The following is a 24,417-nucleotide window of genomic DNA, read 5'->3' on the forward strand; positions in this document are numbered from 1 at the left end:
GCGTGGGGTCGCCACCCCACACCGTGGGAGCCGGCCTGGAATTGAACACCTGAACGGAATGACGGCACACCTGATCGACTCGATGGAGCCCGGCACTCCCCGGACGACGGCGAATCAGCGGAGGCGCCCTGGCAACTTTCCTGGCGACCGCGCGACAATCCGGATGCGGCCACTCGTGCGTGCCGCGTGGGGTGCCCGATGTCCTCCATCCGTCGCGTACTGTCTGGCATCTCCTCCTCCATCTCCCGCGCCCGGCTGGACGTGGAGACGGAGCCCGTCACGCCGCTCACCCCGCGCGAGCCGCTGCAGCCGGTGGAGCACGTGCGGCGCGGCTTCTCCGACCAGAGCGACTTCCAGGTGGAAGGCGAGGACCCGGGCGCGTCGCTCGCCGCGGACGCGTCCGACTTCACGGGCCGCGCCTCGTCGTCCGGGCCCACGCCGGAGCAGCTCCGTGTGTTCTCCGGGGAGAGCTCCTTCGAGGCGGCGGGCACGCGCTCGCGCTATGCGCAGATGCTGGGCTCGCAGCTGCCGTCGTCGCTGGGCGCGCCCCAGGAGCGCTCGGGCGGCATGTCGCCGGTGTCGGGAGGCCGGGGCCGGGGCGTGGACGCGCCGGACATGGATGACCTGCTGTCGCCCGACGCGGCCGCGTGGGAGCTGCAGAACCTGGACACCTCCACGCCCAGCGTGGTGGAGCCGGAGGACCTGCTCTTCATGCTGGACCCGCCCGGCTCCGCGGGCCCCGCGGACCCCGTGCTCGAGCTGGGCCTGGACGACATCTTCGAGGACGGGCCGGCCGGCATCTCCGGCGCGAGCGCCGCGACGCCCCAGGCCATGGACTCCGTCGACGCCATCGACGACGCCGGGATGGACGCGCTGGACGACGCCACCCACGTCCCGCCCGAGTTCCTGGACCCCGCCGTGAGGCCCGCCGGTCCGGACGAGTTCCTCGCGGACACGAACGACCTGGGCTCGATGGTGCCGGAGGAGCCCTCGGTGGGTGACGCGGCCCTGGCCGGAGTGCTGGCTCCGCTCGTCGCCAGCCCCGCCGCCGCCAGCGCGCCGGTGTCCGCGGCGCTCGCGTCCCAGGGCGTGGAGGCGGTGGCGGATACGTTCGAAGTGGAGCCGCCGGCCCAGGCCACCGTCGACCTGGACGCCGCCGCGTCGGGTGAGCCCGCGGCCCAGCCGTCCGTGACGACCGAGAGCTGAACCCTCAGGGGGCCTTGCGGTCGGCCAGCGCCGCGTCGAGCTGCGCCTGGGCCTCGTCCACGTCGTGGGTGAGCTCGCGCACGTAGCGCATGCGCTCCTCGCTCTGCCACTCGGCGGGGGAGAAGGTGGAGGTGGCGTACTCGCTCGTCGTGTGGACGTAGCCGCGCAGGCTGGTCATCAGCTCGCGGTCCGGGTCTCCCGACTCCTTGAGGAGGAAGCCCTCCACGTCGCGCAGCTTCAGCGGGAAGGTGGGCACCTCGTCCAGCACGAGCTTGCCGAAGACGGTGAGCTTCACCTCCTGCTGCCCCTCCTTCAGCTCCTCGTTGAAGGACACGTGCGCGAAGGGCACGCCGCTCTCGTCGTCCACGCGGCCCGCCACCACGTACCGTCCGGCCTTGCGGACCTGAATCCCGAGATAGAGCTGGAGTGAGCCCGCCTCCACCACCTCGCGCACCCGGCCGGTGAACAGCGCCGGCGGCGACGGGGTGTAGAGGATGTCGAAGAAGGCCGAGCCCTCGGACTGGCCCGAGCTCACGCGCACGTCGACGCGCAGCGTGCCGGAGAACATCGGGAAGCCCTGCTTCGACGGCTGGAGCTTGCCGGTGAAGATGCCGTCGCCCGCGAGCGAATCACCCCCGGCGCCGCTGTCCACGAAGGCCAGCGGCACCGCGGCCGCCGCCACGCCGCCCGTCATGTGCTCGGCCTCGTGCGCGGTGGCGGACACCACCTGGCAGGGCCTGGGCGCGTGCTGTGCGTCCTCACAGGAGACGAAGAAATGCACCGTCTCGTCACCGACGACGAAGACGCGGTCCTGCTTCAGCTTCAGCTGCACGTCCTGATTGTCGCGGCTCAGCGGGCGCGTGCGCTCCGGCTCCGCCAGGTCCATCTGGTCCGGCTGCTCGCGGCCGGGGCGCGAGTCCGGCGGGTAGCGCGTGGCGGACACGTACGTGTCCAGCGTGCGCTTCGCCCGCTCCAGCCGCTGCTCCCACAGCGTGCGCCGCGCCTCGCGCTCGGCGTCCTGCGAATCCGTCGCACCCGCCTGCGCGGCGCCTGGCGCCCGAGGTGCTTCGTGTGCCGCCCTGCCCTGCTCACCGGCGAACCTGCCGGGAGCTTCCGGCGGCCCACCGGCACGCGCCGCCTCGTCCGGAGACGAGGAGGCGCGCTCGGTGGACGACGGGCTGGCACCGCCACCTCCCGTCCACCACCACCCGAGCAGACCCAACGCAACGGGGATGAAGACGACGGCCCACCGGGCGCGGCGGGAGCGGGAAACAGGAGGAGGGACGGTGCCAGGAGCAGTCATATCGCTTCTTGGAAACGGGGCTCAGCGAGCGTAGTTCACCATGTCCTCGCGGACCTTGGCGACGATGCCACCCCAGTTGCCGTTGGCGTAGTGGTTGTACGCCTCGCCGTCATCGCGCAGCTGCACGGAGTGGTAGCTCCACTTCGCCTTGCCGTCGCTGCACGCGGCGGTGCCGGTGTTGAGCGTGCCGCCGCAGAACCAGTCACCGGGGTTGCACTGCGAGCTGCCCGAGCTGCCGGACACGCCACCGGTCGAGTGGTAGGACACGGCCTCGTCGTCCTGGCCCGGGAGGATGCCCGAGTACAGCGTGCCCTTGGAGCCCGCGAAGTTGTAGAACCAGATGTTGCGCGTGGTGTTGTGGTTGTACATGGCGCGCGCCGTCGTAGTGACCAGGTCGCTCACCAGCGGCTCGCTGACCGCCCACTCACCCACGTCCGCCAGCTCGCTGCCGCCGCCCGCGCCAGACGCCACGTCCACCCACTTGATGTTCCAGCCCGTCTGCGTGGTGCCGTCCGTGTTGCCGCACACGCCGCTGGCGTTGGGGGTCGCGTTCTTCTTGTAGCGCGCCGAGCCGCCGTACAGCGACAGCGCGTAGCCAATCTGCAGATCACCCGCGCTGTGCGCGGCGATGAAGCACCAGTTCGCGCCGGTGCAGAAGCAGTCCAGCGCGTCACGGATACGATAGTTCTCGCCGCCAACGCGCTGCGTCCCGTTCCAGTTGACGGCCTTCTTGTTCACACCGGCCGCGGTGCCGGACGGGCCCCAGTAGCTGAAGTCGTTGTAGTTGCCGGCCTGCGTCGAACCACCGTTACGGCCGTGAATCCACAGCGAGTAGTTGGTGGCGGCGGCCTCCGTGCCCGCCAGCAACGTGGCGGCGGCTACGGCCATACCGATGAAGTTCTTCATATTGAGCGCCTCGCTCCGAGATGAGGGAAGACCTCGCACGGTGGGGGACCGGGCGGGGAAGCGCACACTCTAGGACGTCGGGCTGTAAAAGGTCGAGATCACGGAAATCTTGAAGTGAAGGGAAGAACTGACACGTCGCGTCACAGAGTGACGCTGACGCACCAGGGCCATGACCGCGTGCAGCAGCGTCAGCGCGTGGCGATGACGTGACGCTCCAAACGGGCGAGGGCGTCGGGGAGATTCACGCGGCCCAACCCCAGACGGAAGTGGTTGCCGGGGAAGTCGTAGACGTCGCCGGGCAACAGCAGCACGCCCTCGCGCTCGACGAGCTCTTCGGTGAAGCGGGCCACGGGCGTGTCGCGCAACAGGCGAGGGAAGGCCACGCTGCCGGCGCGCGGGCGCACCCAGCGGAAGGTGTCCGCGTGGCGCGCGAAGAAGGCGTCCAGCAGCGCGAGGTTGGAAGCGAGGATGCCGCGGCTGCGCGCGAGCACCTGCTCCTTCGCGCGCAGGGCGATGAGCGCGAGCACCTCGCTGGGGGCGCTGTTGCAGATGGTGGTGTAGTCCTTGAAGGCCATGCACCGGCGCAGCACGTCCGCGTCGCGGCAGGCGAGCCACCCCACGCGCAGCCCCGCCAGCCCCATCGCCTTGGACATGACGCCCAGGCTGATGCCGCGCGGCGTGCGCTCCGCGGCGGAGGGCAGCGTGTCGCGCGCGTCGTACTCCAGCAGGCGGTACACCTCGTCGGACAGGAGGTGGATGCCGCGCTCGTCGGCCAGCGCGCACAGCGCATCGAACGTCGCGCGGTCCGGCAGCGCGCCGGTGGGGTTGTGCGGGAAGTTCACCACCAAGAGGCGCGTGTCCGGCCGCAGCGCGCGGCGGAGGGCGTCCAGGTCCAACGCCCAGCCGTCCTCCTCGCGCAGCGGGAGCAGCGTCACCTCCGCGCCCGTGGCGCGCGCGACTTCGTAGAGGGACTGGTAGCCCGGCCAGGTGACGACGGCGTGCGTGCCCGGGCCCAGCAGCACGTTCATCAGCACGAAGACGGCTTCCTGCGCCCCGGCGAAGGTGAGCACGTCCTCCGCCGCGAGGCCCGGGTAGAGCGCGGCGAGCTCCTGCTTCAGGACGGGCAGGCCGGTGGATTCCGTATAGCCCAGCGTCAGCCCCTCCCAGCGGGCCAGGGCGTCCGGGTCGGCGAGCGCCAGCAAGTCCTTCAGCCGCCAGCCCTCGAGGTCCGACGAGCACAGCAGGTAGGGCGCGGAGAACTCGTACCGCGCGAAGTACCGCTCCAGCTTGAAGTCGGGGATGCGCATGGCTCGCCTCTCTGCCCTCTCCGGGGCCGGGCGTCCAGCGGCCTTGCGATGCGCCGCCACTGTCCCCGGGGCGGGGATTGGCCTGCACCGGGGCCCGTGCCGTCCGGGCAGGCGAGCGGCCTCGGAAGCCGCGCGGGGGGAGGACGGCGCCGGCCGATGCATAGCTTGAGTCGCGTCCTCCTGAAGCCCACTCGTGGGAGCCTGCATGCCGACGCTCGACATCCCCATCAAACTGTTGGACCCGGACGGCGGTTGGGTCAACGCCCCGGTCCATGTCTCGGAGCTGGATGAGCTGCCCGTCCTCCTCCACTTCTTCACCATGAAGGACGCCCAGACGCTCTCGGACTTCGATGAGCTGAAGCGCTTCATCGGAGAGTTCTCCCCGCGCGGCCTGCGCGTCATCAGCGTGGACGTCACGCACTCCGAGAAGGAGCTGCGCGACACCAACGCGGTGGAGGCCTTCGCGCTGAAGCACGACCTCACCCACCCCATCGCCGTGGACGACGGCTCCATGGCCCAGGCCTACGGCGTGACGCAGACGCCGGCGTGGCTCGTGTTCGACGCGGACTCGGGCCGGCTGCGCCACCACTTCACCGGACGCAACGGCGCGCACCACGTGCGCCAGGTGCTGGACCGCTTCACGCGGTACGACACCTCGGCCGCCGCTCCCGGGCCCTGACGCCCGCGCCTTCGCGCACCCGCCACACGGAGAACCGCACATGGCAGATCGCCGCAAGGACAAGGACGCCTCCCGCATTTCCCTGGGGACGCTGGCCGCGGCCGGTGTCGGCGCGGCCCTGGGACTGCGCAGGATGATGAAGCCGCGCTTCCGGTTCGCCGGCCGCACGGTGCTCGTCACCGGCGGCTCGCGGGGGCTGGGGCTGGTGCTGGCGCGCCAGTTGCTGAAGGAAGGGGCGCGGGTGGCCATCTGCGCCCGCGAGGAAACCACGCTGGAGCGCGCGCGTGAGGAGCTGGAGCGCGGCGGCGGCGAGGTGCTGGCCATTCCCTGCGACGTGAGAGACCAGGTGCAGGTGGAGGCCATGGTGGCCACCATCCACGAGCGCTTCGGCGTGGTGGACGTCCTCATCAACAACGCGGGCGTCATCCAGGTGGGCCCGCTGGAGTCGATGACGCTGGAGGACTTCCGCGAGTCCATGGACACGCACCTGTGGGCGCCGCTGTACACGACACTGGCGGTGCTGCCGGAGATGAAGCGGCGTGGCTCGGGCCGCATCGTCAACATCGCCTCCGTGGGCGGCAGGGTGAGCATCCCCCACCTGGTGCCGTACGCGGCGAGCAAGTTCGCGCTGGTGGGGCTGTCGGACGGGATGCGCGCCGAGCTGCGGCAGGACGGCATCCTGGTGACGACGGTGTGCCCCGGCCTGCTGCGCACGGGCAGCCCGCGCAACTCCTGGTTCAAGGGCAACCACGAGGCGGAGTACGCGTGGTTCACATTGGGGGACTCCATTCCCTTCATGTCCATGAGCGCGGAGACGGCGGCGCGCAGAATCCTCGGGGCCTGCCAGCGCGGTGACGCGGAGGCCCTCGTCGGCCTGCCGGCGAAGCTGGGCGCACTGGGCCGGACACTGGCGCCCAACCTGACGGCGACAGTCTCCGCCTTCGTCAACCGCGCCCTGCCACAGGACAGCAACCCGGACCGCGTCCGGGGCAACGAGAGCGAGACACCCCTCACCCAGTCCTGGCTCACCGAGCTGACGCGCCGCGCGGCCGAGCGCAACAACGAGAACGAGGTCCCCCTCCATTGAGGCCCCTCACCCGCCCCGCCGCCCACCCAACCCCGAACACGATGGGAGCCATGGATGAATGCCATTGACCTGCTGAAGCAGCAGCACCGCGAAGTCGACGTGCTGTTCGAGCGCGCCGCCCGGGCAAAGCCGGGCGAGAAGGTCGGCCTGCTCGGGCAGCTTGCCGAGAAGCTCACGCTCCACGCGCGGATTGAAGAGCAGCACTTCTATCCCTTCGCCCGGAGCAAGGGCATCCAGGACATGGTGGACCACTCCCTCCAGGAGCACGCGGAGGCCAAGCGGCTCATCGCGAACCTGCTCCAGTCCAAGCGCAATGACCCGAAGCTGGACTCGGCGCTGGCCAGGCTCCAGCAGTCCGTGCAGCAACACGTGAAGGAAGAGGAGGAGAAGCTCTTCCCCCTCCTGGTAGGCGTCGCGTCGGCGGAGGAGCTGGACGGGCTGGGCGACACCCTCCAGCAGTCCGCCGACGAGCTGTCGAACCAGGAACTGCTCCAGATGGCGGAGAGCGAGGGCGAAGCCCTCCCGCCGGTGCAGTCCTAGTCAGTCCTTCGCGTCCATCTCCGCGCGCTCCATGGCCCAGTGGCCGCGGTGCTCGTAGGCCAGGCCGAGCTGCTCGCGCAGGGCGGCGAGCATCTTCGTGTTGCCCTCCTGCTCGTAGCCCTTGAGGGCTTCCTGGCACCGGGGGATGCGCTGGAGGAACTCCTTCAGCGCGTCCACGGACAGCTCCTTCACGTACATCCCGTACCCGAGCTTCTCCAGGTACAGCGCGTTGATGATCTGCTCGAACTGGCCCACCAGCGGGATGCTGAGCACCGGCTTGCGCAGGTACACCGCCTCGCTCATCAGCGTGTAGCCGCCGCTGGCCACCACGCCGCGCGACGTGCGCAAGTCGTCGATGAAGCCCTTCTCGCTGAAGGGCCGGTACGTGAGGTTGCCGTCCACCAGGTCTTCGGTGATGTCCCGGCGCAGCCCGTACACGCGGCAGGGAATGCCCGCGGCCTTGAGGATGTCCGGCAGCGCCGTGTTCGTCGTCGACGTCTGGTACACGAGCAGGTGCTCGCCCGGCTCCGACTTCGCCTCCAGGATTTCCGGCCGCAGAATCGACGGCGCCAGCGTGGTGCGGCGCTTGCGCACCGGCGGGTAGAAGAACGTGGTGACGAGGTAGTGGAAGGCGCCCGGCAGCTTCGCCTTCACGATGGCGCGCGAGGTCTCGAAGCTGTCCTCGTACCCGGCCAGCAGCTCCGGCTCGTGCTGACAGCGGTTGATGACCTGCATGTTGTCCACGCTGATGACGGGCAGCCGGTGCGTCTTCGCGAACAGGTAGCTGAAGGACTCGAAGTCGCTGACCACGACGTCCGGCTTGAAGTCATCCACCAGGTCGAAATACTGGCGGATGTTCTGCGGCAGACCCTTCAAGGCGCCCGACACGTTCTGCAGCACCGTCTGCCACTTCTTCACCGAGTTGCCCTCGTACGCCAGCGTCAGGCCCCAGATGCCGTGCACGTTCTGGAAGCGCTTCTTGAGGTAGTCCTGGGCCCGGCCGGAGACGACGATGTGGACCTCGTGCTCCTTGGTGAGCTCCTCGAGCAGCACGCGCGAGCGCGTCGCATGGCCCATGCCTTCACCGACGACACCGTAGAGGATTCGCATGGCCCGGCAGCATACGCGGGCCACCCCCTCCCCGTTGAGCCCGCCGCCGCCCGGGGCTATAGCGGCCCTCATGCCCCCCTCTCCGGAGCCCCAACCTCCACGGCGTTCGTCTGTCGGCCGCTCGGCCGCGCTGGGGCTGTGCGGTGGCCTGCTGCTCGGGGGACTCGGCCTGCTGGCCGCGGGCCTGCGCGCCCTCTTCACCGCCGTGGACTGCGCCGGCCTGTCCGGCCCCGAGTGCGAGCTGCTCCAGCAGGCCACCCGTGAGATTGGCCGCATGCAGTCGCTCAGCGGTGGAGCGCTCACCGCCCTCGGCGCGTCCCTCTTCGTCCTGCTGCGCCCGCGTCCTCCCGCGCCCTGAACGGCCGGGCAGGCCCGGGCCCGGTAAGGTCATTTCGCTGCGGCAGGTAGGCAAGCTAATTAATTCTGGCCTAATCATTAGGTTTGGGAGTAGGAGGCGACCTTATGCAGCTCGAATCCTTGAAGATGTTCTGCGACGTGGTCGAGACGGGCTCGTTCTCCCGCGCGGCGCAGCTCAACCATGTGACGCAGTCGGCGGTGAGCCAGCAGATTCGCGCGCTGGAGAACCGCTATGAGCAGAAGCTGCTCTCACGCAGCGCGCGGCAGGTGACGCCGACGCCCGCGGGCGAGCGGCTGTTCCGCGGGTGCAAGGAAATCCTCGCCCGGTTCGCGGAGGTGGAGCAGGAGATCCGCGAGCAGGCCACCGAGGTGGCCGGCACCAGCACGGTGTCCACTATCTACTCGGTGGGTCTGCACGAGCTGAACGCGGTGCAGAAGGTGCTGCTCAAGGCGCACCCGAAGGTGAACATGCGCCTGAACTACCGGCGCAACGACCAGGTGTACGACGACGTGATTCTCGGCGCGGCGGAGATTGGCATCGTCGCGTACCCGCAGCCGCGCGCGGGCGTGGACATCCTTCCCTTCCGCGACGACAGGCTGGCGGTGGTCTGCGCGCCCAACCACGCCTTCGCCACGAAGCAGAAGGTGAGCCTCACCGCGCTGTCCGGCGTGCCCTTCATCGCCTTCGACCGCGAGGCGCCCACGCGCAAGGCGCTCGACAGGCTCTTCCGCGAGAAGAACATCGACATCAACCCGGTGATGGAGATGGACAACGTGGAGACCATCAAGCGGGCGGTGGAGATGGGCCTGGGCGTCGCCATCCTCCCCATCTCCACGGCCCAGGGTGAAGTGAAGGGTGGCTCGCTGGTGGCCAAGCCCTTCGCCGAGGGGCCCGTGTCGCGCCCCATCGGCCTGCTCATCCGCAAGGGCAAGTACCTGGACCGCGCGTCCGCCGCGGTGCTGGAGGCCTTCAAGGCCGCCGCCAACCTGCCGGCGGCCGACGAGGCCTGAGTCAGTAGAGCTTCCGGAGGCGCGCGGCGAAGAACCCGTCGAAGCCCTCCGGTCCCGGCAGCGTGCGCAGGTACGCCTGCGTCAGCGGCAGCTTGAGCCCGGGCAGCACCGGCGGCTCCGCCGTCCACTCCGGGTGGCTGCGCAGGAACATCTCCACCTGGTCCTGCGCCTCCTGCGCCTCCACCGTGCACACCGCGTACACCAGCAGGCCCCCGCCGGGCACCGCCTCCTGGCAGTTCTCCAGAATCCGCCGCTGCAGCGTGGCCAGCCGCGAGAGGTCCTCCTCCTTGCGGCGGTAGCGCAGCTCCGGGTGGCGGCGCAGCGTGCCCAACCCGGAGCACGGCGCGTCCACGAGGACGGCGTGGAACTCGCCCCACTCTTGAGGGAAGGGCTCCGCCGCGTCGTGCGCGTACGCCTTCAGCCGCCCGGAGAGGCCCAGGCGCTTCGCCTCGGCGTCAATCTTGCGGAGCTTGTTCGCGTGGAGGTCCACCGCCACCACCTCGTGCTCCTGCGCCAGGTGACAGGCCTTGCCACCCGGGGCGGCGCACGCGTCCAGCACGCGCGCTGACTCCGGAATCGCGCCGTAGACGCCGACGAGCTGGGCGGCCTCGTCCTGCACCTGCCACAGCCCCTCCGCGTAGCCGTACAAATCTTCCACCCGGCCCACCGGCGGCAGGGTGATGCCCACCGGCGACACCGTGGTGGCCTTCGCGTCCACGCCCGCTTCCTGGAACTGGGCGAGCAGCGCGTCGCGCGTCACCTTCGCGGTGTTGGCGCGCACCACCACCGCGGGGGACAGGTTGTTCGCCACCAGCATGGCCTCGGCGCGCTCGCGGCCGAACTGGCGCATCCAGCGCTCCACCAGCCAGCGCGGGTGGCTCTCGCGCACGGACAGGTGCTCCACCAGGTCCGACGCCGGAGGCAGCGGCGGCCCCGGCAGGTCCGCCAGCTTGCGGAGGATTGCGTTGGTGAAGCCCGTCGCGCGCGCGAGGCCCACTTCCTTGAGGGCCTGCACCGTCTCCGCCACCGCCGCGCGCGCGGGCACGCGGGTGTGGAAGATTTGATAGGCGCCGATGCGCAGCGCCGCCAGCACCTTGTCCTCCAGCGCGTCCAGCTTGCGGTCGGCGAAGCGGGTGATGGCGTAGTCCAGCGCGAGCTGCCGGCGCGTGCTGCCGTACGCCAGCTCGGTGACGAGCGCGGCGTCGCGAGGGTCCTTCGGCGGGGACTCGGACAGCATCGTGTCCAGCACCACGTTGAGGTACGCGTCCGTGGCGCGCACGCGCGACAGGACGTTGATGGCCAGTGCGCGCGCGTTCATCCTTCGTCCAGCCGGGTCAGCAGGTCCACGAGCTGCTCATCCGAGAGCCGCGACGCGGGCAGCGTGGAGAGGGTGAGGCTCTGGAGGCTCTCCTCCAGCAGCTCGCGGTGCCCGCTCTCGGCGGGAGCGCCGCGCTGCACGGCCTGGTACTGCGTGCGTGCCCAGGCGGCCAGCTCGGCCGGGGTGAGCTTTCCCGCCAGCCGGTCGGAAATCTTCTGCCGCACCAGCGCCCGCGTGAGCAGGTCCGACGCGGGCGTGGCGGACTTCGAGCCCCGCCCCAGCGTCTTCCCCGGACGGGCCTCCGCGGCCTCCTCCTTCGCGGGCGCCGACTTGCGGCCCAGCGTCTTCGTGGACCCGCCCGCCTCCACGGCGCGGGCCAGCGACTTCGCGGGAGTGCCCACGGACTTCACCAGCGACACCGGCGACGGCTTCGACGCGGGCGCGGCCTTGGTGGACGGCTCGTCCTTCTTCCGGCCGAGCGTCTTCTTCGGCCCCGCCTGCTCCGGCGTGAAGACGCCGCTGGAGAAGGTCTCCAGCGCCTGGAGGTACGGCTCGAAGCCGCCCTGCGTGCCGTGCACCTGGAGGACACACGCCTCGCCCACCACGGACTCACGGGCCGGCGGACGCAGCAGGACTTCAATCGTGGGCAGCCCCACCGCCTCCAGCCCTTCCTTCAGCGCGTACGAGCCGAAGAGGCCGGCGGGGTTGATGAGGATGCCGTCCACCTCCTCGCGCTCGGCGGCGAGCGTGTCCAGCAGCACGCCCTCGTGGTTGGACTGGACCACCTTCAGCTCCAGCTCCAACTCCTTCGCTCGCGCCTTCAGCGCGGCGTCCAGGTCCGACAGCCGTCCTCCGGACGTACCCTCGCGCACGCCGAGGAGATTCAGGTTCGGCCCGTGCAGCACCAGCAGTTTCATGCCCATCCCCGCTTGCCCTCGTTCACGTTCAACACCGCTGTGCCTCGCTAGCTCGCGCTGAAGGGAAAGGTGCCCGGCGCCAGCTTGTGCCCCGACAGGAAGTCCGCCGCGCTCATCACCCGCTTGCCCTCCGGCTGGAGCTCCAGCAGCACGAGCGAGCCCTCGCCGCAGGCCACCTCGATGCCGTCCACATTGGCCGCGAGCACCGCGCCGGGCGCGCCCGTGCTGCCGGCCGCCCGGACCTTGTGGACCTTGAGCAGCTTGCCCCCCAGCGTGGTGAAGGCGCCGGGCCACGGGGTGAAGGCGCGCAGGCGCCGCTCCAGCTCCACCGCCGGCTTCGTGAAGTCCAGGCGGCCCTGGTCCTTCTCGATGATGGGCGCCAGCACCACGCCCTCGGTCGGCTGTGTCACGGGCTTCAGTTCGCCGCTGAGGTACTTCGGCAGGGACTCGCGCAGCACCTCGCCCCCGAGCGCCGCCAGCTTCACGTGCAGCGAGGCGCTCGTCTCGTCCGCCGCAATCGGCAGCCGCTTCATCGCCAGCACCGGCCCGGTGTCCAGGCCCTCGTCCATCACCATCAGCGACACGCCCGTCTCCGTGTCACCGTGGGCAATGGCCCACTGAATCGGCGCGGCGCCCCGGAAGCGCGGCAGCAGCGAAGCGTGAACGTTGACGCAGCCCTTGGGCGGCAACTCCAGGATGTCCTTGGGGAGGATGCGCCCGTACGCCGTGACGACGCAGATGTCCGGGTTGTACTTGCGCAGCTCCTCGGACAACGGCGGGGTGCGCAGCTTCACCGGCTGCAGCACGGGCACGCCACGCGACAGGGCCAGTTCCTTCACCGGCGGCGCGGCCAGCGTGTTGCCGCGGCCCTTGGGCTTGTCCGGCTGGGTGACGACGGCCACCACGTCGCCCAGCTCGAAGCAGGCGGCGAGCGACGACACGGCGAACTCCGGCGTGCCCATGAAGATGATGCGGGGTCGGCTCATAGCGGTTGCGCTTCTCCTGGGCCGGCGACTCAGGCCACGGACTTGAAGGTGCCCCCGGTGGGATTGTCCACCGCCTGACGCTTGCGGGTGTGCAGCGCGGTCAGCGTGTCCAGCGCCGCACGGGCCTCCGGGGTGGTGGCCGTGCCCCGGAGGGCGTCCAGCGCGGACTCCAGGGCATGCGCCTCTTCCGCTTCACGCTGGCGGATGCGGTCGAACGCCTCGCTGAAGCGCTCGAAGAAGCGCTTGAGCTCGTCGCCCTTGCGCAGGGGCCGCAGCCGCGGATAACGCCCCGCGGCAAGCGCCGCCACGTAGAGGCTCATCACATGCACCGGGCCGGCGACCCGGTGGGTGAAGAGCAGGCCGAACAGCCCCAGCGCCACGGCCGTGCCCACCGTGCCCAGCCCCGTGAGCCACAGCAGCGACTCGCCGCCGTCCAGGCCCGAGGCGACGGAGGACACGTGGATGCGGTGCGCCAACAGCCCGAAGACGAGGATGCTCCCCGCGCCGATGCCGGCCAGCAGGGTGATGTATTTGAGCTGGAACTCGCGGTCGAGGATGTACGTCCGACGGGCGTACGCGGGGCGCGTCGACTTCTGGGGTTCATCGGCCATGTCGTTGACCAGCGTACCCCAGGAGACCTGGGTGGTTTGCTTCCTTCGTGCCAGGAGGTTTACACGGAAGACAGGACAAACCCGCAGACGCAAAGGAGACCGCATGTTCCGCTCCCTCGCCGCGTTGTGTGTCGCGCTCTCAATCCTCACGCTTGGAGGCTGTAAGGGCGACCCGGCAAGTCCGGAGTACTGGGGGTCGAACATCCAGCAGTCGCGGCGTCCCGAGGACCGCATCCGCATGGTGGAGGCGCTGCGGACGTCGGGAAAGCTGAATGCGACCTTCCTTCCCATGCTGCACGAGCACCTGGCGAGCGAGAAGAAGCCCGAGGTGCGGGCGGCGCTGGCGCGGGCCCTGGGCGACTTGAAGTCCACCGACTCGGTGGAGCCGCTGAAGGCGGCGCTGGACCCCGCCGCCGCGGACATGTCCTCGCAGCTCGCCAACAAGGCCATGGTGACGACGCTGGGCGCCATCGGCGACGTGCGCGCCGTGCCCGCGCTGGTGCCGCTGCTGCGCGCGAAGGACAACTACACGCGCATCGAAGCCGTGCAGGTACTGGGAGCGATGAAGGCGAAGGAGGCCGTGGAGTCGCTCATCGCGCTGGCCACCGACGACACCGTGGAGCCCTTCCTCAACAAGAAGGCCATTGAAGCGCTGGGCAACATCGGCGACCCGCGCGCGGCGCCGGCGCTGGTGCGGATGCTGACGAAGGAGCGCAAGGGCAAGTCCTTCTACGTGGAGAGCTCCTACGCGCTGTTCCAACTGGGCCAGCCCGCCGCGGACGCGCTGCTGCCCGCGCTGGAGGGCAAGGACCCGGAGCTGCTGAAGTGGGCGCAGTCCAACGGCGTCAACCCCGCCAGCTACTCGATGAAGGCGGCGACGGTGCTGGGAGACCTGCGCGAGAAGCGCGCGGTGGGGGCGCTGATGAAGCAGCTCTCCTTCACGCACTCGGACGCGCAGATTCAAGCGCTGGTGCGGATGCAGGCCGCGGACGCGCTGGCCCGCATGCGCGCGGCGGACGCGGTGAAGCCCCTGGCGGCCATGCTGACGGAGACGGACCCCACGGTGCGCGACGCGTACGTGCGCGCCCTCACGCGGCTGGGCGGGCGTGATGCGCTGCCGGCGCTGGAGAAGGCCGCGGGCACGGGCGACTTCGACACGCGCGAAATCGCGGTGCGCGGCCTCGCCATGCTGGGGGACGGGCGTGACCTGCCGCTGTTGCAGAAGCTCATCGCCGCCGAGCCGGCACGCACCGCGGCCGACTGCAAGAAGACGGGCGAGGAGGGCTGCGACGACGCGGCCGCGCTGGGCAAGAAGCGCGCGGACCAGCTGGCCCGCTACACGAAGCTGCTCGAGGCGGCGCAGGCGTGCGAGGGCAACACGGGCTGCTGGGTGCAGCGCCTGGAAAAGGCCAACCCGCTGATGCTGGAGCGCGCGGCACTGGAGCTGGGCCGCTCCGGCTCGGCCGACCACGCGGCGGCCCTGGCCGCGCGGCTGGGCGAGCGCAACACCGAGTCGCGCATGGCGCTCATCCTCGCGGTGGGCTGGCTGCTGGAGGACTCGAAGGACGCCGTGGCGAAGGTGCGCGAGGGCGCACTGCCGGCGCTGCGCAAGCAGCTCCAGGACGAGCAGGGCATGACCCAGTTCGCCAGCGTCAACGAGGACCTGCGGCGGCTGGTGGCGCGCATCGACCGCATCTGAACTGGCTCACGTGAGCAGCAGCGGCGGCAGGCGCTCCGCCGCGTGGTGCAGCACGGAGAGCTGGCGGACCAGCCGCTCGCCCTGGGTGCGGGACAGCGCGTCCCCCTCCAGGGGCGGTGAGTCCGGAGGCAGCGGCGCCGGGGCCCGGCGCTGCTCCACCGCCGAGGCCACCTCGTCCAGCACGGCGGCGGTGTAGCGCGCCATGGGCTCCAGGTCCGGAGCGCCCGGCCCGCGCCCGCCGGTGGACAGCGCCGTCACCGCGGACGTCAGGCGCCGCGCGTAGGTGAGCAGGGCCATGACGGGCTCGAGCTGCTGCGCGGGCCCCTTCCACTCGGAGAGCACCCGCTGGAAGGAGGCCTCGGCGGAGAGCAGCGCCAGGCCCATGCGCCGCCGCGCCTCGCGCACGGCGGGCTCGGCGTCGGAGCGTGCCGCGGCCACCTGGCGCAGGTAGTCGCCGTCCGCGCGCAGCGCGGTGGCCACCTGCTCGGGGAAGCGCAGGTGCTCCGGGCTGGGCCACAACAGCCGCGAGCAGACGAGCGCGAGCGCGCCCCCCAGCAGCGTGTTGACGATGCGCACCCCGGCCAGGTCCCAGTCGCCGGACTGGAGCTCGGAGAGCAGCACGATGGCGGGCGTGAGCAGCACCTGGAACGCGGGCAGGCTGAGGGGCTGCACGCTCATGGCGACGGCGAACAGCACCATGATGGCCACCAGGATGACCACCGGGTCCCTCACCAGCGCGACGAGCCCCGCCGCCACGGCCGCGCCCAGCAGGGTGCCCGCCACGCGCTGCAGGCTGCGCTGGAGCGTGAGCCCCGAGTACGGCTGGAGGACGATGATGACGGTGATGATGACCCAGTAGCCGTGGTCCAGCCCGAGCCCCCGCACGAGCGCGGTGGCGAGCGCCGCGGAGACGCCCAGCCGCAGCGCATGGCGGAAGATGACCGAGCCCGGGTTGAGATTGTCTCGCAAGGGCTCCAGCAACGAGGGTGCGGGGGCGGCCTCCGCGCGGGGGCCCAGCGGGAGGGCCTCCGGCACCGGCTTCCCGTGCTCCAGTCGCGCGGCCACGTCGAGGAGCGCCTGGGTGAACTCGCGCAGGCGGCCCAGCAGCGCGTGCGCGTGGGCCCAGGCGGCGCGGGCGGGCTCGGGAAGGCGGGCCTCGGCGTCGAGCATCTCCAGGGCATGGAGCACCCGCTCCGGTCCACAGGCCCTTCGCGCGTGCACGTCCTCGCCCTTCTCCAGGGCCAGGGCGATGCGCCGCAGGTCGGCGGCCAATTCCGCCAGGGAGCGCTGCACCTCGGCGCGGAGGGCCAGGTAGCGGGGCTCGCGCGGCGCCATCTCCAGCGTCTCCGTCAGCGCGACGAGCAGGGGCACCAGCGCGTCGGCGCCCTCGCGCAGCACGAGCAGGTGCTCACCCCGCCCGCTCTCCCCGACCCGGCTCCGCCGTGTGGCGGCGAGGACGGAGCTGGCGGTCTCCAGGGCCTGACGGATGCGGGGCTCCCATGGCACCGCGGGCACCGTGAACGCGGAGGCCGCCGGGCCTTCCAGGGGCCAGCGCCCCACCTCGTCCGCGCGCTCCGCGAGCACGTCGTAGCAGCGGGCGATGGACAGGCGCGCGGGCCGATACGGGCGCAGGGGCCACAAGAGCAGTGCGAGCAGCATCGCCCACACGCCGCCCACCAGGAAGAGGCCGGAGCGGGCCAGCGCATCGGCGAAGTCGTGCGCGGGGAGCGACAGCGACACCACGGAGTAGTTGGCGAGCACCACGCCCAGGAAGCCGGGCGTGTCGCCGTAGGAGCGGGCGAAGCCACACGCCGTCACCCAGCCCAGCGTGAGCGCGACGGCGGCCCAGGCCGGCGGGTGCGCGGCGGAGACGAGCCCCACCCCCGCGCCGAGCAACGTCATGGCCCCCATCGCGAGGGCCCTGTCACGGTAGGGCCCACCCCGGTCGACGAGGGTGACGAAGAGGCCCGCCAGGCCCACCCACGTGGCCGCGGGCAGGTGCAGCGTGGCGGCCACCGCCATGGGGACACCGACGGCGAGCGCGGCGCGCAGCCCTGCGCCTATCGCGGGCCGGACGGGCTCGACGTGGAGGAAGGACTGGAGCTGGCGCCGCAGGGGACTCATGGAGCGGAAGGCTCACCCGTCCATTCCAGGACTCCGGGCCCGGCGGCGGCACGGAAGCAGTCGGAGAACCAGGCCAGGGCCAGACGCGCGGCCGCGTCGAGCGGGGCGTCCTCGGGGAAGCCCCGGGTGGCACCCTCGACGAACCGCAGGGCCTTGCGAGTCTTCAGCGCATCGAACACGCGGCGGTTGAGCGAGACACGGTCCGCGTCGTCGCCCGCGGCGAGCAGCAGCGTGGGAGCGCGCACGTCGTGGAGGAGCTCGCCGGCCATGTCGGGCCGCCCGCCGAAGGTGACGACAGCCTGGACACCGCGAGGCTGATGCGCGGCGGCCACGAGCGCGGCGGCGGAGCCCAGACCCGAGCCGAGGTAGCCCACGGGCAGCAATGACAGCGAGTCATCCCGCTGGAGCCAGTCGCGGGCGACCTCCAGCCGATGGGCGACGAGCTCCACGTTGGAGCCCTCGCGCAGCGTCCACTCCTGGGCCAGCTCCTCCTCGGCCGTGCGGAGCCCCAGCTTCAGCGTGGCCAGTCCCGAGGCGTGGAGGATGCGGGTGACGTGGCTGCTCCGGCGACCATCCTGGCCGGCGCCATCGGTGGCGAGCACCACGAGTCCCGAGGAGCGCTCGGGCACGGAGAGCCGTCCTTCCAACAGTCGCCCGGCGACACCAATCTCCACGTCACGGTCGTGTACGCGCATCGACCCTCCTCCCGACGCGGGCACCGCGTGTGCCCGGACCTGTCCCGTGAAGGTGGTGTCCAAGTGCGCTCCCGGCTGGGGCCCCCTCCCCGGGTGCAAGGGGAGCGAGCGGCCGTGCGCCTCATGGGACTCTCGCTTCAAGTCACGGAGGAGTTAACGCCCGGAGGCCCGGCCCGCCATGCGAGCGAACGACGGGAGGTTGGAACCCAGCCGCCGGGACAGGTGCCGCGACCTGGAGCCGTGGTCATTGGCTTGGAGATGGCCCGCTTCCGGTGACCGCCCATGCTCTCCTTCTACTGGCCCCCGCCGTCGAAAACATGGTCGCTGCTCGCGTCTCCGACGGGGCCCACCACGCCACCTTCGCCAGAGCTTCGAGCCCTCAACGCCGAGCGACTGCGCGAGGACCGCATGGCGGTGGACGGCCTCACCGCGACGTCCCTGCTGAGCGTGGCGGTGGGCGCCTGCGGAGCGCTCCGGGCGAGGCGTGCGCGCGCTCGCGCCTTCCACCTGACGAGCGCGGGCATGCACCTGTTCGTCCTCGGCACGGCAGTGGTGGGGCGCACGGCGCTGGAGGTCCAGGACCCGGCGACCCTGGGAGCCCGGGACAGCGTCCAGCGTGGAGCACGGATGCTGCGCCTGCTGGGCGCGGGCATCGCCTCGGAGGTGGGCGCGGTGCTGGCCGGAGCCCTCGTGCTCCGGGCAGCGCGGCGAAGAAGCGAGACGCTCGCGGGCGCTGGCACGTCCCTGGTGCTGCATGGCGCGATGCTGCTGTGCATCGACACCGCGCTCTTCCTGCGCAATGCCTATCACCAGCGCCGGGTGCTCCAGAGCGTTGGCAGCGCCTGAGCGGCGCGGACTCCTGCCTGTAGCCCATTGCGCTACAACTGCAACCCGCCTGTGACACGGCAGGTAACAGGCTCCATCAAGCCCCACGCCATTCCAAGACATTCCGCGCTGGCACGGTGCCTGCCTACGGCCGTCGCCGCGGGATGAACCCGGGTCATGGACCCGCGTTCATCCCTGCCAACCATGCGAGGGAGTCGACCATGAAGACGGTAGCCGGGGTTCTTGTGATGCTTGGGATGATGCTGACCGCCTGCGACTCCATGCCTGAGATGGACCCTGCCCAGCAGGAAGCGGCCACGCTTCCCGAGGAGCAGGAGGTTACGCAGCAGGCCACGCCCGTGAATGGAGACTGCACGGCGAGCATCTACTGTGGAAACTGGGCGACGTGCAGCGGTTCGGAAGGCCGGTGCCAGGCCGTTCCCGCTACAATTGCCAACCCCTGGGGCAGCGTGAAGTGCACCACTGGCGCCTCGACTGTGAATGAGGTGTTCTGCAACCCCCTGCAGGTCCCCACGTGTGGCTGTGGCCAGGATGGCTGCTGCTCCGAACTGTGTGCCCTGGACCCTGACTGCGGCACCTGCGTCGTGGGCAAGGCCTGCACTTCGGACGGCCAGTGCGGCGGCAGGGCGAGTGGCAGGTGCAATACCACGACCCGGAAGTGCAGCTGCTTCCTGTAGGCACGGCGGCATCCCCGCGCCTCGCAATGAGTGGCGGGAATCGAAACGGAGCGGAGTCCTCCCGCCTCGTCTCGGACTGAGCGCGTAGAGGTCGGTCATCCGTCCGTAGGACGGATGACCGATGCGCGCGGAAGCACGAAGCCGGTACCGTCGTCCGCATGGATACCCGCTCCCTGTCTGAACGGCTCACCATCGCCACGCCCTGCCAGATGCGCTGGGACGAGATGACCGGGGATGCGCGTGTCCGGCACTGCGGCGCCTGCCGGCTCAACGTCTACAACGTGAGCGAGATGAGCACGTCCGAAGTGGAGGCGCTGCTCCAGCCCGGTGGGAGTGTCTGTGCCCGGGTCTATCGCCGGTCGGATGGAACGGTCGTCACGGGAGACTGCCGGCGCGTGTGGCGCGAGCAGCGCGCGGAGGCGACCACGCTGCTCGGTACGGCCGTGACGGCGACGGCCGCGCTCTCGCTGCTCGCGTTGATCGGCCTGCTCACGCTCACCCTCTTCGGCGACAACATCCGGCGCCTGTTCGGGGCCACCACGGGAGCCCTGCCGGCCGCGCCGGTCTCCGCCCGCAGCACACCAGCCTCGGTCTCCACCCCGAGCTCCGCCACGGGGATGAACCAGAACCATTATTAGAAGCGAAGGCAGCGACGGGAGACGCAATCGGGTTGCTTCGGCCCCTCCGGCCGGAGAGGCTGCCCGGCGTGTCACGACTTCTCGCCGCCCTCCTCGTCCTGTCCGCCCTGCCCGCCGCGGCCCGACCCCCGAAGCTCACCCTGTTCATCAGCGTGGACGCGCTGGGCAGCGACCTGCTGCTGCGCAACCGTCCGCGCCTTACCGGCGGCCTGGGGAAGCTGCTCGACGCGGGGGCGTTCTACCCCTACGCGCGCTACGCCTACGCGGAGGCCCGTACCGCACCGGGTCACGCCACGCTGGCCACCGGTGCGAATCCGTGGCGCCACGGCATCGTGGACAATGACATCCATGACCGTGCCACGAACCAGAGCGTGCAGGCCTACACGGACCCGGCGTACCCCATCCTGGACGGAGTCACCGCTCCGACATCGGACACCAGCCCCGGGAATCTGATGGCGGAGACGCTGGCGGACCGGCTGCGCGTGTCCACGCAGGGCCGGGGCAAGGTGGTGGCGCTGTCGTTCAAGGCGCGCGCGGCGATTCCGCTGGCCGGGCGGCAGGGGCAGGCGTGGTGGTTCGACGAGGCCACGGGGAAGATGGTGACGAGCACCTGGTACGCGAAGGCCGTGCCCGCGTGGATGCAGGCGCTCAACGCGCGCAAGCTTGCGGATGCGGCCTTTGGCAAGACGTGGGACCTGCTGCGTCCGCGCGCCGAGTACGCGGGCGAGGACGACCGCGACGCGGAACCGCCGAACCCCTACAACATGGGCCGCACCTTCCCCCATGCGCTCCACGGCGGGCTGGAGGCGCCGGGGCCCGCGTCGTACCGCGTCTTCGCCGTGTCGGCGCGCTCGCATGATTTGCTGGTGCAGGCGGCGAAGGCGGCGCTGGCGGGCGAGGGCCTGGGCAAAGACGACGTCCCGGACCTGCTCGCGGTGAGCTTCAGCGGCACGGACGCGGTGTTCCACACGTACGGGCCCACCTCGTGGGAGATGCAGGACACGCTGCTGCGGCTGGACCAGGCGCTGGGCGAGCTCATCACCGCCGCCGAGCGCGCGGCGGGAGGCAGGGCGAACCTGGTCATCGCGCTGTCGGCGGACCATGGGGGCGCGGAGATTCCGGAGGTCTGGGTCCAGGCGGGCGTGCCCGCGGCACGCATCCACCCGGTGGAAGTGGCCAGGGAACTGGCCGAGGAGTTGCGCGCGACGTTCGGCGCCGACGTGACGGTGAAGATGCTGGAGTTGGACGTGTACCTGGGCGGCAAGGCCCTGGAGTCGGGACAGGTGGATGGCGTGGCGGTGCGGCGCGCGGCGGCGGCCTGGCTGGCGAAGCAGCCCTTCACGGTGACGGCGGTGGCGAGGGACGACCTGGACACGGCCCCGGACGTCACGGGGCTGCTGGCGCCGCTGCGGCGCGGCTACTACCCGATGCGCAGCGGGGACGTCCTCTTCGTGTCGAAGCCCTTCCACGTGGTGAGCGACTACCCGCGCGGCACGAACCATGGCACGCCATACGCCTACGACGTGCAGGTGCCCGTGGTGTTCGCGGGCCGGGGCGTGAAGCCGGGCCTGTACCGCCAGGAGATAGACCCGGTGGACGTGGCGCCCACGCTGTCCGCGCTGCTGGAGATGGGAATGCCCGCGTCGGCCGAAGGCAAGCCCCGCGCGGAGGTCCTCTCGGGGCGGCGAAGCACGCGGGCGAGAGGTCTCGCCGTACAAGAGCGCTGACTGCGACAGCGCCTGCTTCAACTGCTCCGGCGGCACCCGCAACTGACGGCGCGCATCACCCCACCTCGCGCTCCTGGATGAGCTCGTCGTTGTCCGCCTCGACGGGCTCCTCTTCCTGGAACGAGCTGGGCAGCAGGCTGAAGGGCAGCACCTTCGTCAGGGCCGCCAGCAGCAGGAATCCACCGGGCGCCGCGAAGATGGCGAGCGCCGGAATCGCCTTCGCCACGTCGATGAGCTGCGCGCGCATCCGCTTGCGCTCCTCACCCGTCAGCTTCTGCCGCCGCGCCACCTTCGTCAGCAGCACCGCCAGGTCGCCCGTCTCGCGGACCTCCTGCATGAGCCGGTGGAAGTTCTTCTCCAGCGTCTCCTGCATCCCGGCCACCAGGTCCTCGCCCATGGCGCCCGCCGCGTCCGTCACCGTGAAGACATCCACCAGCGAGCGGTGCTGCGCGTAGAACTCCGCCATCTCCAGCTCCAGCCGGTGCAGCTCCTCCTTCGGCACGTGCAGCGCGTCCGCCAGCTCGCTGATGAAGACGCGCTCGCGCCGCGTGCGCCGGCCGTCCACCAGCGCCGCCAGCAGCGTCTGCTCCAGCAGGAAGTGCCGCATGTCCACGCTGCGCACCTGCTTCACCACGTCGCGCACCGAGCGCCGCCGCTCGAAGGACTGCTTCACCGCCGCCTTCAGCTCCGACTCCATGGCGTCCGGCAGGCGCAGGTCCTCCACCTGCCGCAGAATCGCCCGGCGCGCCGGAGGCCCGGGCAGGCGGTCCACGCACGCCAGCCCCGTCAGCACGTCCACCAGCAGCGCCTTCTGCTTCGCCGCGAAGTCCAGCCGCCGCTGCGCGCGCTCGCGCTGGAACCGCCCGGTGGAGAAGTAGTCAATCGCCTGCCGGCAGAACAACTGCGCGTCCGCGTACTGCGCGCCGTTGTGCAGCACCAGCCCGTACACCGGGTCGCCCGCCAGCGTCGGCTCGCGCTTGCGCAGCGCCGCCTCCACCTTCCCCGCCAGCCGCTTCGGCACCGGCTTCCCGGCCGCCAGACACTTGTCGAGCGCCACCGCCAGGTCCAGCTCCCCGGTCAGCACCGCGAACAGCAACAGGAGCTGCTCCCGACGAGGCCCCGCCGGAGCACCCACCAGGTGCGCCACGTCCAGCGCCAGCCGCGCCAGCGTCTTCACCACCGCGCGGAAGAGCTGCTCCTCCAGCGCCCGCGCCTGGAACTCCGTGGGGGCGCCCGTGTCCTCCGGCATGGGGGCGTCCGCGGGGGTGCCATACAAGAGCCCGCTGGCGCGCAGCGTGCGGCGCAGGTACGCGCGGGCCCGTGCACGGCCAGACCCCAGCGGCGCGGCGGACGGCTCCAGCGAGGGCGAGCTCGCGGAGGCCATCGCCTCGTCCAGGAGCGGGAGCAGCCATCCCGCCTTGCTGAAGTCCAACACCGGTACACCCCCTCGACCGCCGCCGGCGGACCGGGAGCAGTGAGACCGGATGTAACCCAGGCGCTCTCCGGATTCCACCCGGCCTGGGGACGGGTCCGTTCCCCATGAGTCAGCGGCCCAGAACCCGCGCTACTGGCGGACGCGAAGGCCGCTGACCTGGGGAAAAGGACTACAGGGCGGTGGCCTTTCCGGGCTCCAGGTCCACCACCTTCGCCGGTCCGCGCAGCGTCTTCAGCTCACCCCGCAGTGCGTCGGGGGTGCCCTGGAGCAGGGGGAAGGTGCCGTAGTGCATCGGGACGATGCTCTTCACCTTCAGCAGCCGCGCCGCCTGGGCGGCCTCCGCCGGGCCCATGGTGAAGTGGCCGCCGATGGGCAGCATGGCCACCGTGGGCTTGAACTGGGCGGCGATGAGCGCCATGCCCTCGAAGGGGCCGGTGTCACCCGCGTGGTACAGCGTGGGCCCGTTGTCGATGGCCACCACGAAACCCAGTGGGGCGCCCGCGTACTGGGCCGAGGCCTTGGGGTCCGCCTGGTAGCTGCTCGAGTGCACCGCCTCCACGAGGTGGATGGTGGCGTCCTTCACCTTGAAGGTGCCGCCCGCGTTGGCGCCCACGGCCTGGGCCTCCGGCAGACCCAGCAGGTTGATGAGCTCGAACGAGCCGAACACCTTCGCGCCCGTCTTCTGGGCCAGCGCCTTCGTCTCGCCCACATGGTCGAAGTGGCCGTGGGTGACGAGGATGGCGTCCAGCGCCTCGGGCTGCGCCGCGCCCTGCGGGGCCTTGGGGTTGGTGAGCCACGGGTCGATGGCAATCACCGCGCCGCCCGGGGTGCGCACGATGAAGGCCGCGTGGCCCCACCACGTCACCTCCGTCTTGCCCTTCGTGGCCGCCGCCGGAGCCTTGGCGCCCGCCGCGGCCTTCCCCTGGGCCGGAGCGGCCGGGGTGCCCTGCGCCGCCGCCGTCCCGCCGAGGGCCACCAGCGCTCCCACCACCACTGCCATGAGCTGCGTCCGCATATGTGTCCACTCCTGTGCGTCGAAGTTGTCGAGCTGCCGCCGGGGTGCCCCAGGAGGCACCCACGTCCGGGCCGCCGCTTGTCACTTCCCGGGCGGCCACTCAAGGGGCTGGTGCTCCCGCCTGCTCCCCGGCGGACAGATGCCCCGGAGGACCGCGCGGCTCAAGCTCGAATCGACTGTCGACATGACGGGCACGCGGACAGCCGGAAGGACTCCCGGGCGC

Annotated in this window: 22 protein-coding genes; 10 read left to right on the forward strand and 12 right to left on the reverse strand. The window is 71.1% G+C overall.

What is annotated here, in order from left to right; genetic code table 11:
• Positions 1–198: 198 nt before the first annotated feature.
• Complete coding sequence (locus tag OV427_RS11570) at positions 199–1,206, forward strand: hypothetical protein (RefSeq protein ID WP_267856135.1); 1,008 nt, start codon at positions 199–201, stop codon at positions 1,204–1,206.
• Positions 1,207–1,210: 4 nt separating this feature from the next.
• Here the strand turns inward: OV427_RS11570 and OV427_RS11575 are convergent, their stop codons facing one another.
• The 3 genes from OV427_RS11575 to OV427_RS11585 form a co-directional block, all read right to left on the reverse strand.
• Positions 1,211–2,509, reverse strand: coding sequence for a hypothetical protein (locus OV427_RS11575; RefSeq protein ID WP_267856136.1), 1,299 nt, complete (start codon positions 2,507–2,509; stop codon positions 1,211–1,213).
• A 21-nt stretch (positions 2,510–2,530) separates the two neighbouring features.
• On the reverse strand, positions 2,531–3,415 hold the full coding sequence (locus OV427_RS11580) for a hypothetical protein (protein ID WP_267856137.1): 885 nt from the start codon (positions 3,413–3,415) through the stop codon (positions 2,531–2,533).
• A gap of 188 nt (positions 3,416–3,603) precedes the next feature.
• On the reverse strand, positions 3,604–4,722 hold the full coding sequence (locus tag OV427_RS11585) for an aminotransferase class I/II-fold pyridoxal phosphate-dependent enzyme (RefSeq protein WP_267856138.1): 1,119 nt from the start codon (positions 4,720–4,722) through the stop codon (positions 3,604–3,606).
• A 205-nt stretch (positions 4,723–4,927) separates the two neighbouring features.
• On the opposite strand from OV427_RS11585, the gene OV427_RS11590 reads away from it, so the two are divergent.
• Genes OV427_RS11590 through OV427_RS11600 form a run of 3 tightly spaced genes read left to right on the forward strand, consistent with a single transcriptional unit; the run spans position 4,928 to position 7,028 of the window.
• Positions 4,928–5,401 (forward strand): TlpA disulfide reductase family protein, encoded by a 474-nt coding sequence (locus OV427_RS11590; protein WP_267856139.1) that lies wholly within the window; start codon positions 4,928–4,930, stop codon positions 5,399–5,401.
• Between the two features lie 40 nt (positions 5,402–5,441).
• Positions 5,442–6,488 (forward strand): SDR family NAD(P)-dependent oxidoreductase, encoded by a 1,047-nt coding sequence (locus OV427_RS11595; protein ID WP_267856140.1) that lies wholly within the window; start codon positions 5,442–5,444, stop codon positions 6,486–6,488.
• A gap of 54 nt (positions 6,489–6,542) precedes the next feature.
• Complete coding sequence (locus OV427_RS11600) at positions 6,543–7,028, forward strand: hemerythrin domain-containing protein (RefSeq protein ID WP_267856141.1); 486 nt, start codon at positions 6,543–6,545, stop codon at positions 7,026–7,028.
• Here OV427_RS11600 and OV427_RS11605 read toward each other — a convergent pair whose 3' ends face one another.
• The gene (locus OV427_RS11605; RefSeq protein ID WP_267856142.1) at positions 7,029–8,138 is read right to left on the reverse strand and encodes an MJ1255/VC2487 family glycosyltransferase; all 1,110 of its coding nucleotides are present in this window, start codon (positions 8,136–8,138) and stop codon (positions 7,029–7,031) included.
• A 70-nt stretch (positions 8,139–8,208) separates the two neighbouring features.
• Between OV427_RS11605 and OV427_RS11610 the strand changes: the two genes are divergently transcribed.
• Together OV427_RS11610 and OV427_RS11615 are read left to right on the forward strand one after the other, a co-directional pair.
• The gene (locus tag OV427_RS11610; RefSeq protein WP_267856143.1) at positions 8,209–8,496 is read left to right on the forward strand and encodes a hypothetical protein; all 288 of its coding nucleotides are present in this window, start codon (positions 8,209–8,211) and stop codon (positions 8,494–8,496) included.
• Positions 8,497–8,600: 104 nt separating this feature from the next.
• The gene (locus tag OV427_RS11615) at positions 8,601–9,506 is read left to right on the forward strand and encodes a LysR family transcriptional regulator (RefSeq protein WP_267856144.1); all 906 of its coding nucleotides are present in this window, start codon (positions 8,601–8,603) and stop codon (positions 9,504–9,506) included.
• 1 nt (position 9,507) lies between these two features.
• On the opposite strand, the gene rsmB is transcribed toward OV427_RS11615, so the two are convergent.
• The 4 genes from rsmB to OV427_RS11635 are packed head-to-tail and all read right to left on the reverse strand — an operon-like array spanning position 9,508 to position 13,338.
• Positions 9,508–10,824: a 16S rRNA (cytosine(967)-C(5))-methyltransferase RsmB gene (gene rsmB / locus OV427_RS11620; RefSeq protein ID WP_267856145.1), complete on the reverse strand. Its 1,317-nt coding sequence runs from the start codon at positions 10,822–10,824 to the stop codon at positions 9,508–9,510.
• Positions 10,821–11,741 (reverse strand): type II 3-dehydroquinate dehydratase, encoded by a 921-nt coding sequence (locus OV427_RS11625; protein ID WP_267863411.1) that lies wholly within the window; start codon positions 11,739–11,741, stop codon positions 10,821–10,823. Before OV427_RS11625 ends, rsmB begins: the two co-directional genes overlap by 4 nt.
• 47 nt (positions 11,742–11,788) lie before the next feature.
• Positions 11,789–12,727: a methionyl-tRNA formyltransferase gene (fmt, locus tag OV427_RS11630; RefSeq protein ID WP_267856146.1), complete on the reverse strand. Its 939-nt coding sequence runs from the start codon at positions 12,725–12,727 to the stop codon at positions 11,789–11,791.
• Between the two features lie 29 nt (positions 12,728–12,756).
• A complete protein-coding gene (locus OV427_RS11635) occupies positions 12,757–13,338 on the reverse strand; it encodes a signal protein (RefSeq protein WP_267856147.1) in 582 nt (193 codons plus the stop codon).
• Positions 13,339–13,441: 103 nt separating this feature from the next.
• On the opposite strand from OV427_RS11635, the gene OV427_RS11640 reads away from it, so the two are divergent.
• Positions 13,442–15,037 carry a HEAT repeat domain-containing protein gene (locus tag OV427_RS11640; protein WP_267856148.1) on the forward strand — a complete coding sequence of 532 codons (1,596 nt, stop codon included), beginning with the start codon at positions 13,442–13,444 and terminating at the stop codon, positions 15,035–15,037.
• Between the two features lie 6 nt (positions 15,038–15,043).
• Here the strand turns inward: OV427_RS11640 and OV427_RS11645 are convergent, their stop codons facing one another.
• Together OV427_RS11645 and OV427_RS11650 are read right to left on the reverse strand one after the other, a co-directional pair.
• Entirely contained in the window at positions 15,044–17,161 is a 2,118-nt protein-coding gene (locus OV427_RS11645; protein ID WP_267856149.1) for an FUSC family protein, read from the reverse strand.
• Positions 17,158–17,856, reverse strand: a complete 699-nt coding sequence (locus OV427_RS11650; protein WP_267856150.1) for a dienelactone hydrolase family protein — start codon at positions 17,854–17,856, stop codon at positions 17,158–17,160. The genes OV427_RS11645 and OV427_RS11650 overlap by 4 nt, the downstream gene beginning before the upstream one ends.
• Positions 17,857–18,138: 282 nt before the next feature.
• On the opposite strand from OV427_RS11650, the gene OV427_RS11655 reads away from it, so the two are divergent.
• The 3 genes from OV427_RS11655 to OV427_RS11665 all read left to right on the forward strand — a co-directional run bounded on the left by OV427_RS11655 (position 18,139) and on the right by OV427_RS11665 (position 21,744).
• Positions 18,139–18,702: a DUF6992 family protein gene (locus tag OV427_RS11655; protein WP_267856151.1), complete on the forward strand. Its 564-nt coding sequence runs from the start codon at positions 18,139–18,141 to the stop codon at positions 18,700–18,702.
• Between the two features lie 835 nt (positions 18,703–19,537).
• Positions 19,538–20,017 carry a hypothetical protein gene (locus tag OV427_RS11660; RefSeq protein WP_267856152.1) on the forward strand — a complete coding sequence of 160 codons (480 nt, stop codon included), beginning with the start codon at positions 19,538–19,540 and terminating at the stop codon, positions 20,015–20,017.
• A 68-nt stretch (positions 20,018–20,085) separates the two neighbouring features.
• Complete coding sequence (locus OV427_RS11665) at positions 20,086–21,744, forward strand: alkaline phosphatase family protein (protein WP_267856153.1); 1,659 nt, start codon at positions 20,086–20,088, stop codon at positions 21,742–21,744.
• 55 nt (positions 21,745–21,799) lie between these two features.
• Here OV427_RS11665 and OV427_RS11670 read toward each other — a convergent pair whose 3' ends face one another.
• Entirely contained in the window at positions 21,800–23,179 is a 1,380-nt protein-coding gene (locus tag OV427_RS11670; RefSeq protein ID WP_267856154.1) for an LETM1 domain-containing protein, read from the reverse strand.
• A gap of 169 nt (positions 23,180–23,348) precedes the next feature.
• Positions 23,349–24,194, reverse strand: coding sequence for a metal-dependent hydrolase (locus OV427_RS11675; protein ID WP_267856155.1), 846 nt, complete (start codon positions 24,192–24,194; stop codon positions 23,349–23,351).
• Positions 24,195–24,417: the final 223 nt, after the last annotated feature.

Origin of the sequence: Pyxidicoccus sp. MSG2, from assembly GCF_026626705.1 — a bacterium.
Classification (GTDB): domain Bacteria; phylum Myxococcota; class Myxococcia; order Myxococcales; family Myxococcaceae; genus Myxococcus.